Source organism: Pontibacterium sp., assembly GCF_964228735.1.
Lineage (GTDB): Bacteria > Pseudomonadota > Gammaproteobacteria > Pseudomonadales > Balneatricaceae > Pontibacterium.
This window is the reverse complement of sequence record NZ_CAXRBQ010000093.1, coordinates 1-11,062: the sequence shown is the minus strand read 5'-3', so window position 1 is coordinate 11,062 and position 11,062 is coordinate 1. Positions and strand designations below refer to the sequence as shown.

The following is an 11,062-nucleotide window of genomic DNA, read 5'->3' as shown; positions in this document are numbered from 1 at the left end:
TCCTGCACGCGATCAGTTCGGCCCATAAACCCCTGGTTGTGTTTATTGATGGCCTGCAGTGGGCGGATCTGGCCAGTATCCATCTGTTGCGCCAGGTGCTGGCCGACAGCTCAGTGCGGTATTGCTTGTTGCTGGGGGCGTACCGCGACAATGAGGTCGATGAGCGACACCCGTTTGCATTGATGCTCGCGGATCTCAAACGAGAGGAGAAAGCGGTTAGTCAGCTCACATTGGCACCGTTATGTTCAGATGCGTTGTGTAACCTGATTGGCGACACATTGGAGCAGGATGCGGGACAGGTTGAACCGCTGGCTCGGGTCGTTCATGAAAAAACGGGCGGCAATCCGTTTTTTCTGCGTCAGTTCATGCATGAGCTGTATCTCAAATTGTTACTTCAATACGACTATGAAGCAAACAATTGGCGCTGGTCGGTGGAGCAGATATCACAGCAGTCCGGTACCGATAACGTTGTTGCGTTAATGGTTTCAAGGATTGAGCGTTTACCGAAGTCCACACAAACTGCGCTGAAGCAAGCATCCTGTATTGGCGCGAGGTTCCCGGTTGCTCTGGTGAGTGCTTTGCACGGCTCAGAATTCAGTGAGTTGCTCGAACCCGCGTTACGGGTTGGCTTATTATTGCCGATTTGGGATGGTCAGCCAGGGCAGAACAGGTCACCGGAGATGCTGCGCTTCCTGCATGACCGGGTGCAGCAAGCGGCGTATTCGCTGCTGGAGCCGCAGGAAAGGGAAAAACTGCATCACCGTGTGGGCTGTTTGCTGCTGGAGACGGTTGACGATGACCTGTCCCGGCTGCAAGACCATCAGTGCTTTGAGCTGGTTGCCCATCTGAACCGCGCTCATTCATTGCTAACCCCGCCACAGCAGGAAAGCCTGATGAGGTTGAATCTGCTGGCTGCAAGAAAAGCAAAGGCTGCAACAGCTTATGCGACCGCTGTGGAGTACCTGGATCAGTTGTTCCTGCTGGCACCGCCAGATGCCGACACTGTTGAAGCTTCAATAGAACGACTGGAGTGCCTGTACCTTACGGGCGACTATGGCCGTGCAGAGTCATTACGGCCTGACGTGTTAAGTGCTGCGATAGGTACGGCATACCAGGTGCAGTTACAAACGGTGTTAATTACTCAGTACACCCGCTACGGTCACTTGGATAAGGCAATTGCCGAGGCGCTTGTTGCGCTCAACAGTTTGGGGTGCGTGCTACCGGAACAGCCGGGTATGGAGGATGTTGGGGCGGCGATACAGGAGGTTCAGGCTCTGCTTGAATCCAATCCATTTGCCAGTTTGCCGGACCTGCCCGCTGTGTCTGACCGAAAGGTGTTGAATCAGATCGAAATTCTGATGGCGATGCAGCCCTGCTGTTATAACTCGGGATCGTTGTTGTTTCCACTCACCATACTTGCGCTGCTAAAACTCACCATTACAAAAGGTAATACTCCCCACTCCAGCTATGTCTTTATGATGTATGGCCTGATGTGTACCAAGGTCTTGAAGGACTATACAACCGCATTTGAAGCGGCCCACTACTCCGATAAGGTTGCGCAGCTGTATCCTGCGTCCGGGGTGGTAGAAGGTCGGTTACAGATGATGCGCAGTAACTTTATCCTGCCGTGGGAGCAGCCGCTAAAGCGCAGCAGTGAAGTCAGGAATAAAGCGTACAACCAGTGTCTGGAGCAGGGAGATTATTACTGGGGCGTACATGCCTATATTTTTGGGTTCTATGCGGATCTGCTGGTCACACCGAAGCTGGGTCTTCTGCTGGACCGGATGCAGCAGGTGGCCAAAACCTGTGAAAAGATCAAACAGCCCGCCCAAGTGTATCTCAGCACCCTGCAGTGTAACCTGCTGCGTATTTTGAGCGGTGAGTTGGATAACCAGCATACACTGGATCACACCCCGGGTTACGAGATGCAAGCGCAGGCCCATTATGCGGCAAACAACTACATGTGTGGTCGCTACGACCGCTTGTTAGGGCGCCTGTTGCAGGGCTATCTGTTTGGTAACTATCATGAGGCGCTCAGCGTATCGTTGTCCCCTGATCTAACCCCCGCAGATCTGGACGAGGGAATTTTCCACGAAGCCGTCTACAACCAGCTCAACTTGCTGGCGATACTGGCGTTGCAACAGCAAAGAGGTGGACTTGAAAATCCCACCTGGCAGCAATGGTTTGATCAGAATTGGCCAGTGTTACAGCGCTGGTATGCCCTGAATTCGGACAACTTTGCCCCCGGTTATCACTTGGTGACGGCCGAGCTTGCCGTGTTGGAGCAGGATGAGGCGGCTGCATATTGCGCGTTTGAGCAGGCGATCCTAGCCGCGAGAAATGGGGGATTCCCACTCTGGCAGGCGATAGCCAATGAACGTATGGGCAAATACCGTTTGGATCGGCAGCAGACCACGTTAGGGCTCGCCTACCTGGAAGAGGCTGTCAAGTTGTACCAGGCATGGGGTGCCGGAGCCAAGGCGGCAGAAGTACAGCGTTTTATCCGTCAGGTGACGCCGGGCATCGTCATTAGTGCCGGCCGGCACCAGGATTGGCGTCAACTGAATGTTGCTATTGAAGAGATCGCCAGTATTCAGGAGCTGCCCGAATTGGGCGAGCGGATGCTGGCGTGGTCTATGCAAATTACCGGGGCGCAATACGCTGCTTTGTTTAATCGACGCGATGGGGCGTGGCGCCTGAGCAACGAGCGGTTCAGTGATGGTGAGATGTCACCGAGCAGCAAGAGTGCACATCCGGTCCCTGAGGCGATGCTGAACTACTGTCGTAATAGTGGCGAGATGCTGTTGCTGGAAGATGCACGTGCGGAAGGGGATTTCATAACTGAGCCCTATGTATTGGCAACCGGTTGTCGCTCCGTGTTGGGGCTGCCTCTGTACCACTACAATCGCTTATTGGGTGTCTTGCATCTGGAGCATCGTGATACGCGTAATTTGTTTACGGCTCAGCGCCTGCGTCTGTTGGAGCTGTTAAGCAATCAATTTGCCAGCAGTTATCACAACAGCCAGCTCTATACCCAGCTGCAGGTTCAGAATGAAATGCTGGAGCAGATGGTGGAGCAGCGCACGTCTGAGCTGCGGCAGAAGTCCACGCATCTGGAGTCGATTCTACAAGCTCTGCCTATCCCCTACATGATTGCCCGCCGCGACGGCACCATGATCGATTGCAATAGTCTTTTCAGGGCGCAGTTTGGCCTGGGTGATGAGTTGCTGGGGCGGGTGAACGTGGGAGATCTGTATGTCTCTGATCATGACCGTCGTTACTTTATGCAGGAGCTGGATCTATCTGGTCAGGTAAACGGCTTCGAGTGTGAATTGCAGGACCGCAACGGCGTGAAAGGCTGGGGACTGTTTTCCGCAACCTATATCGATGTGAATCGCGAGAGCCATATCTTCGCTGCGATTAGTGACATTTCCGAACGAAAAGCGCTCGAAAACCAGCTGCATAAGCAAGCGAACACGGATCCGCTGACGGGAGTGTATAACCGCCGCGGCTTGTTTGCGTTGGGCGAGCAGCTGCATAAGAGCCTCGCTGATGACGGGCTGTTTCTGGTGATGATCGATCTGGATCGCTTCAAGTGCCTGAACGATACCCACGGCCATGCGGCAGGAGACCAGGTATTGAAAGCGTTTACCGATGCCGTGGCGCATGAGTTGCGTGAAAAGGATCTCTTTGGGCGCTTGGGCGGTGAAGAGTTTGGTTTGATTCTGCCGCATATGACAGCCGCGCAGGCTGTTGCGGTACTGGAACGTATCCGTCTGATGACCGAGATCCTGGTAGTGTCGTATGAGGATGCGCAGATACAGGTCACCATGAGTGCAGGTATGACCCGTTGGTTACAGAGTGAGACGATGGCAGAGGCGCTGGAGCGGGCGGATACCCGGATGTATGTTGCTAAACAGGCAGGTCGCAACCGTATAGAAACGGACTAGCTCGACCGTGCTTGTCAGACGGTGCTATGGAGCTTTGGTGGTTGGCTTTGTAAATGGAGCTTACATCATTTATTAAAATATTGTCTTAAATGTCGCATATGTCGTTTAATTGGTCTAAGATGATTTTTAATTAGTTCAGGCAATGCTGGGAAATTACGATGAAAACACTGACAACCGGAGATATCGCTAAATACTGTGATGTAAATCAGCGTACGGTTATCCGCTGGTTGGACAAGGGGGCTCTCAAGGGCTTCAAGCTGCCAGGTCGTGGAAATAACCGGGTTAAGTTGGATGATTTCATCGCCTTCCTCAAAAAGAACGGTATGCCGGTGCCCGAGGAGCTTGCTGAGCAGGGCCTACCGAAGGTGCTGGTGGTGGATGATGAGCTTCCAGTTGCCAATGCCATCCGCAGGGCATTGAAGCCGCTGGACGTGAGTGTCGAGATCGCCAACGGCGGTTTCGAAGCGGGCAGTCAGTTGATGATCCAGAAGCCGGATCTGATGACGCTCGACCTCAGCATGCCGGGGATGAATGGTTTTGACGTTATCAAGTTTGTACGGAATACCGCGGAAATCTCACACACACGCATTCTTGTGATCTCTGCCCTGAACGAAGATGAACTGAATCGCGCCATTGAAATGGGAGCGAATGCAGCGCTTTCCAAGCCTTTTGAGAACGAAGCGTTGCGCAGTGCAGTAGCAGAGCTTTTGGCGCTTCCTGCCTGAAGCGGCAACCATACACCACCTGACGACGGGATGAACTCATGAACTTCTCACGTAAGATCTACCCAGTTGCTTTAAGTGGCGCACTGGCACTGGCTTCTATGCCTGCGTTTGCTGAAACTCTCTCCTTTGGCATCGTGCCGCAGCAATCTGCGAAGAAACTGGCTAAGCTCTGGACGCCAATTTTTAAGCATCTCAGCGAAAAAACCGGGACAACCATTCGCTTTGCAACGGCGAACAAAATTCCAACGTTTGAAAAGCGTGTTCGAAGTGGTGAGTACGATATCGCCTACATGAATCCGTATCACTACACCGTCTTCAGTCAGAAGCCCGGTTATGACGCAATCGCCCGTCAGAAAAATAAGCGGATCAAAGGGATTGTCGTTGTTAAGAAGGACAGCGAGATAAAATCATTGGAAGAGCTGGACAAGCAAAAGCTTGCCTTTCCATCTCCTGCCGCCTTTGCTGCCAGTGTGTTGCCGCGCGCCAAGATGGAGCAGGACGGTATGCAGATTGAGCCGAAATACGTCAGCTCCCATGACTCGGTTTATCTGAGTGTCTCAAAAGGCTTCTTTGTTGCCGGCGGTGGAGTGATGCGCACCTTTAATAACACCTCGCCAGATGTCAGAGAGAACCTGCGTGTGCTTTGGACCACGCCAACCTACACGCCTCATGCGATTGCAGTGCACCCACGTGTGAAACCGGAAACGGTAGAGAAATTGAAGCAAGCGCTGCTGGAGATGAACACCGATCCGGAAGGGCAGCGCCTGCTGAAGACGATTAACTTTAAGGGTATCGAACTTGCGCAGAATGCCGATTGGGATGATGTGCGTGGTCTCAATATCCGTTTGCTGGATCATCTGATTGCGCAGTAAACCACCGCGAGGGATTCGCATGATGGGAGAAACAATGTGTCACTTCGCCTGAAGACGATACTTGGGGTGGCTTTTATCGAAGCCATCCTGCTTGTGCTTCTGGTGTCTATGACACTGGATTACCTGCGCAGTACCAACTACGAAGGTATGGTAAAGCGTGCCTCCACTACTGCCACGTTGTTTGCCACAACAACCAAGGATGCGGTGCTTTCCTACGACCTTGCCTCGCTGGATGCTTTTGTTAATGAGGTCATGCGTAACCCCGACCTTGTCTATGCCCGGGTGTTGGGCCCTGATCAGGACCTGTTTGCCGAAGCGGGTGATGAGACATTACTCTCCCAGCCCTTTGCTCCCGATACCGATGTCAGTTCTGTAACGGACGGCATCTTTGATACCTTTGCGCTTATCGTCGAAGGCGGTGAGGTATATGGGCAGGTCCAGCTTGGTCTCGATATCAGTAGTCTGAACGCTAAAATTGAGGAAGCTCAGCGCTGGAGTGCGGCGTTAGCGGCTATCGAGATGGGTCTTGTGGCGCTGTTTTCTTTCCTGCTTGGCGCATATCTGACCAAGCAGCTTGGTGTGTTGCAGGGAGCTGCTCGGGATATCTCTGATGGCAAATTAGATGTTGAGATTCCCGTACGCGGCAAAGACGAGATTGCTGAAGTGGCGCTGGCGTTCAACACCATGGTTCAGAACCTGCGCGAGGCTGGACGGCGCAGGGACGAGTACGAAGATCAGTTAAACCAGTTAAACAAATCGTTGGAACAGCGTGTGGAGCGGCGCACTCAGGATCTTGCACGTAAGAACCTGGATCTTGAACAGGCCAACCGGGAGATCAAAGAAACGCAGGCCAAACTGATGCACTCTGAAAAGATGGCGTCTGTAGGGGTGTTGGCCGCAGGTGTGGCCCATGAGATTAACAACCCGATTGGCTTTGTGTTGAGTAATGTGCGCACGCTTGATGAGTATGTGAAGATCTACCAGGCACTGCTGGTCATGCATGAAGAGTTGCTCGACATTCAGGACCCGGTTTCCCGCGAAGCCAAACACGCGGAGCTGGTCCGTTTTGCAATAGAGCACGATATCGATTTTGTCCGTGAAGATATTGAAGATCTGCTTAAAGACGCCATTGATGGGGCTCAACGTGTCGGTGACATCGTGCGCAATCTGAAGAGTTTCTCCCATGCCGAGCAAGAGACTGAATTCAAGCCCCATGATCTGAACGAATGTATCCGCACCACGCTCAAAATGGCGGACAACCAGCTTAAATACCACTGTAAGGTGGTAACGGATCTTGGAGATCTCCCGGAGAGCTACTGTTCACCTGGGCAGATCAACCAGGTGTTGCTGAACCTCCTGGTCAATGCCGGACAGGCAATCGAGGGCAGTGGTGCGATCAAAGTCACTTCTCGCTTCGATGGGGAAAATATCGAGATTCGTGTCACAGATACTGGTAAGGGTATTGAGAAGGATGCGATCAAGAAGTTGTTTGACCCGTTCTATACCACTAAGCCAGTGGGCGAAGGTACGGGTTTAGGGCTATCGATATCCTATGGAATTATTAAGGAGCATCAGGGTGAAATACTGGTGCAGAGTAAGGTGGGCGCAGGTACATCATTTACATTGGTGCTGCCGCATCTGATCCATGCACCTGCCGGATAACCAGCCGCATGGCTGTACGGAGCTGATATGGACTATTCTGGCTTTACGGTAATGCTGGTGGATGACGAGGAATCCATCCTAAAGTCTCTGACTCGCCTGCTGAGACCATTAAAATGTGACGTGGTGGCTTTCTCATCCCCCGTGGCAGCGATTGAAGCGATGAGCGGCACGCAGGCTGACCTGGTGATCAGCGATATGCGTATGCCGGAGATGGGCGGTGAGGTCTTGCTGGAAACCGTTGCAGATCGTTGGCCGGATACGGAGCGCGTTGTCATGACCGGTTATGCCGACATGCAAGCCACCATCGACGCCATCAACCGTGGCAAGGTTAGCCGTTTTCTTTCAAAACCCTGGAATGATGACGAGCTGCTGGAAGTCGTACGTAAAAGCTTCGAGTTGGCAAGCCTGCGGCGTGAAAATGCGGAGCTCCAGGCGCTCACTGAGCGCAAGAACCAGGAGCTTGAGCAGCTCAATGCATCGCTGGAGCAAAAGGTTCAGGAGCGGACGGTTCAGCTGCGTGCTGCCAATGATGGCCTGAAATCCAGTTACCGCTCCATCGTTCGCATGTTTTCAACGCTGACAGCCCGGCGTATGGGAGTGCAGGCGTCAGAACAAAACCAGATGATGAACCTGATTCTGCTGGGGGTTGCCAAAGCCTGTCAGGTTGAAGGCAATCAACTCAAGCAGCTTTACTATGCCTGGCAGCTACGCAATATCGGCAAGCTGAGTCTGAGTGATGACCTCCTCAATCACTCCTACGTCGAGTTGTCTGCCGAGCAGCAACGCCAGTTCCACAACCATCCCTTACTTGCGCAGGCCGCAACACTGTTGGTGAAACCGCTGCACGGGGCCGGCAAGATCATCGTTCAGCATAAAGAGTATCTGGATGGCACCGGTTATCCGCGGGGGCTCAAAGGGGAAAGTATCCATCGCCTGGCGCGCATCCTGTGTGTGGTGAATGACTATATCGAACTGACCACGGGGACTTATCAGGAGCGTGCGTATAGTACCACCGAAGCGATCGACTTCCTGAAAAACTACGCCACCGAGAAATATGATGATGACGTGGTGGTTGCGCTTGAAAGTGTCGTGAATTCTCTTTCAAAGTCTGATGGGTTAACCAAGGATAATGCGGTCGGCAGTCTGGATTTGCGCGCGGGAATGAAGCTGAGCCGTGATCTGATCAGCGGGCAGGGGATTTTGCTCCTGAGTGCAGGTCAGCAGATGGATGATGCGACTATCGAGCGCGTTCGCGAAATCGAGTTTAATCTTGGCGAGACCTTTAGCATCTACGTGCAGAAGAAATAGGTGCAGGTGGGGTGAGTATTTAAATTCAATTGAATCTGTAGTTGATGAGCGCCTGTTTTTTGTAGGTCAAATTCTTGTTCATTTTTGTGCTTGAGATAGATCAAAAGACGTATCACTAGTGTGTCTATTGTGTAATTTGTCGGTAATAAATACTTTATAGTTTCGGTCTTTTCCGGACTAGACAGAATTTATGGTCGACAATACACACAGTTATTTTGTAGTTGCTGCAGTCATTGCCGCCAGACTCGATAAAGCGACCCGAATCGCACGTCATCTCTCAATTACCGCCAGTAACGCCCGCGCGCTGGCATTCCGTGCTGGGGAGGGCGCCTCTGGCTTTCGGCCACTGACCGACTATATTCACCGTCTTGCCGACCTGACGGTGAGTTCCTCCTCCCGCATTAATAAGATCGCCTCTGAACTCAGTCGCACGGCGGCGGAAAAGGAGAGGGCCGATCGTGCTATTCAGTATTTCGCTGACGTGCGAAAGCGTGCCAGTGACTCGCCTTATCTGGAGAGTCTTGATCCGGTCTATGCCCGTACTGAGGGGCGCCAGCTCCAGCTAAAAGAGGCATATAACGCGCAAATAAAATTGCTGCAGGGCGAGCTGAATACGTTGGCTAGCGAGCTGCGTGCAGCAGGGGTGTTGGCTACCATGTCGCGCGTGGAAGCACTGCAGGCTGATGATCTCTATCAGCAATCGCTGAACAATGTGGCGGATAACGTTCAAAACGTCACTGACTCAATCAAAAAACACATCGACGCGTCCCAGAAACTTGTCACGCAGTTAACGCAGGTATCTTGATGAAAACCCATACACTTTTTGAAGGTAACTCTCACACATGGCTGATGTTTGGTCGGGACCCGGCAAAGCCTGAGAAAATCATCGATACCAACCAGTATATGGTCGTGACCAAAGACAATGCGCTGCTGATGGATCCGGGTGGTATTGAGCTGTTTTCATCGATGCTGACGACGGTGATCAAGCAGGTACCCGTTGATAAGATTACCCATCTGTTTGCGTCCCATCAGGATCCGGACATCATCTCCTCACTGGGGCTTTGGGATCAGGCACTGGAGGGAGCAACGCTGCACTCGCCCTGGATCTGGGAGAGCTTTATTCGCCACTTCGGCATGCAGAACATCAACTATAACGCGATTCCGGACGAGGGTGGTCGTCTCACCATTGATGACGTAACGCTCGAATTTGTACCTGCGCACTACCTGCATTCATCTGGCAACTTCAATGTGTTTGATTCGCAAACCGGTATTCTGATGTCGGGTGATATCGGTGCGGCGATGGACGTGGATGATGCGCCGATGTTTGTGGATGATTTTGAGTCCCACATTCCGCGTATGAAGCTGTTCCATCAGCGTTGGATGCCTTCAAACGAAGCCAAGCGGGATTGGGTCGAGCGCGTGCGTAAGTTGAATGTGAAAATGATCTGTCCGCAGCATGGACGTATTTTCAAGGGTGAAAATGTGGAGCGTTTCCTGGATTGGTTTGACGCTCTTGAGGTGGGCCTGACGGGGCAGATGCTTCACGGCTAATCTGCCCCCTGTTCGAATCGTTCTTTCCTGAAAGGGCTAGGCGGATTCTGGTTCCAGAAACGCCTCTATTGCTGGCAGTATTCCCGCCTCTGCCAGTAGCTCTTTATCCAAACCGGAATCGTCGGCTAAAGGATCTTTTCCTGAACGGTGGCAGCGATGCAGGATGGTAGCAGCATGAAGGCGCAGCATCAGCGGTGTAATCTGTGGGCTGCGTTTCGGGTTGGCATAATGCAGGACTGCCCGCACGGTTTCTGAATCAAAGCCCCACAGCTTCAACAGGTAACCGCTGATCAACGCATTACGGGAATACTCTTCCAGCTCTCCAGAGATCAGTCCGCCGACGTTGTGCAGCATGCCGATGATAAAGTGGATATCCGCCTCTGGCGGCGGCAGGCGCATAATCTTCGCCAACGCCACCATAATGCCGCATACCTCCTCCGCTTGAATGCAGAGGACGCTATGCAGGCTCTCATTGCCATCCTTTTCTTGTTTGAAAATGCCGGCGACCAGTACGAGATTTTTGATCATGGTGTGGCCGAGGCGAACAACTGCGTCTGTAGCGCTGGAAGCGGGTGATGCAAAGCCGAAGTATGCCGAGTTCGACATCTGCAGGATTTTGCTCAGGATCGCCATGTCGTGGCTGATTATCTGTGCAATGCGTCGGCTTTCCGGCTCCCCTGTACTGTCCAGATACTGCACCAGCTCGGTGTAAACGGCAGGCAATACCGGCAGGCTCGAGATACAGCCGATCTCCTCGCGCAACTCAAACGGGACCGGCAGTTCATGCAGGCAGCGTGCTGCCTGCACTGCACTTACCAGATCGTCCATGTTGAACGGTTTGGGAAGCATGAGATGGGCGACACCAAAAGCCGGCAATGATTCGGAAGTAATGGTTTCACCGCTGATCATTACCCGAACTGCAAGCGGTACCCGTTGGCGCACCTCGGTTAGCAGTTCAACCCCGTCCATGCTGGGCATGCGTTTGTCGCTGATC

8 protein-coding genes are annotated in these 11,062 nt (G+C 52.7%); 7 read left to right on the top strand and 1 reads right to left on the bottom strand.

What is annotated here, in order from left to right; genetic code table 11:
• The 7 genes from ACEQ15_RS10870 to ACEQ15_RS10840 all read left to right on the top strand — a co-directional run.
• Positions 1 to 3,950, top strand: a 3,950-nt coding sequence (locus tag ACEQ15_RS10870; RefSeq protein ID WP_370279213.1) for a diguanylate cyclase, incomplete at its 5' end; no start/stop codon positions are given.
• 158 nt (positions 3,951 to 4,108) lie between these two features.
• Entirely contained in the window at positions 4,109 to 4,675 is a 567-nt protein-coding gene (locus ACEQ15_RS10865; protein WP_370279212.1) for a response regulator, read from the top strand.
• A gap of 38 nt (positions 4,676 to 4,713) precedes the next feature.
• Complete coding sequence (locus ACEQ15_RS10860; protein WP_370279211.1) at positions 4,714 to 5,547, top strand: phosphate/phosphite/phosphonate ABC transporter substrate-binding protein; 834 nt, start codon at positions 4,714 to 4,716, stop codon at positions 5,545 to 5,547.
• Positions 5,548 to 5,583: 36 nt separating this feature from the next.
• Complete coding sequence (locus tag ACEQ15_RS10855; RefSeq protein ID WP_370279210.1) at positions 5,584 to 7,209, top strand: sensor histidine kinase; 1,626 nt, start codon at positions 5,584 to 5,586, stop codon at positions 7,207 to 7,209.
• A gap of 27 nt (positions 7,210 to 7,236) precedes the next feature.
• A complete protein-coding gene (locus tag ACEQ15_RS10850) occupies positions 7,237 to 8,517 on the top strand; it encodes an HD domain-containing phosphohydrolase (protein WP_370279209.1) in 1,281 nt (426 codons plus the stop codon).
• A gap of 190 nt (positions 8,518 to 8,707) precedes the next feature.
• Positions 8,708 to 9,322, top strand: a complete 615-nt coding sequence (locus ACEQ15_RS10845; protein ID WP_370279208.1) for a hypothetical protein — start codon at positions 8,708 to 8,710, stop codon at positions 9,320 to 9,322.
• On the top strand, positions 9,322 to 10,068 hold the full coding sequence (locus ACEQ15_RS10840; protein ID WP_370279207.1) for an MBL fold metallo-hydrolase: 747 nt from the start codon (positions 9,322 to 9,324) through the stop codon (positions 10,066 to 10,068). The genes ACEQ15_RS10845 and ACEQ15_RS10840 overlap by 1 nt, the downstream gene beginning before the upstream one ends.
• A 36-nt stretch (positions 10,069 to 10,104) precedes the next feature.
• Here ACEQ15_RS10840 and ACEQ15_RS10835 read toward each other — a convergent pair.
• Positions 10,105 to 11,062, bottom strand: a 958-nt coding sequence (locus tag ACEQ15_RS10835; protein WP_370279206.1) for an HDOD domain-containing protein, incomplete at its 5' end; no start/stop codon positions are given.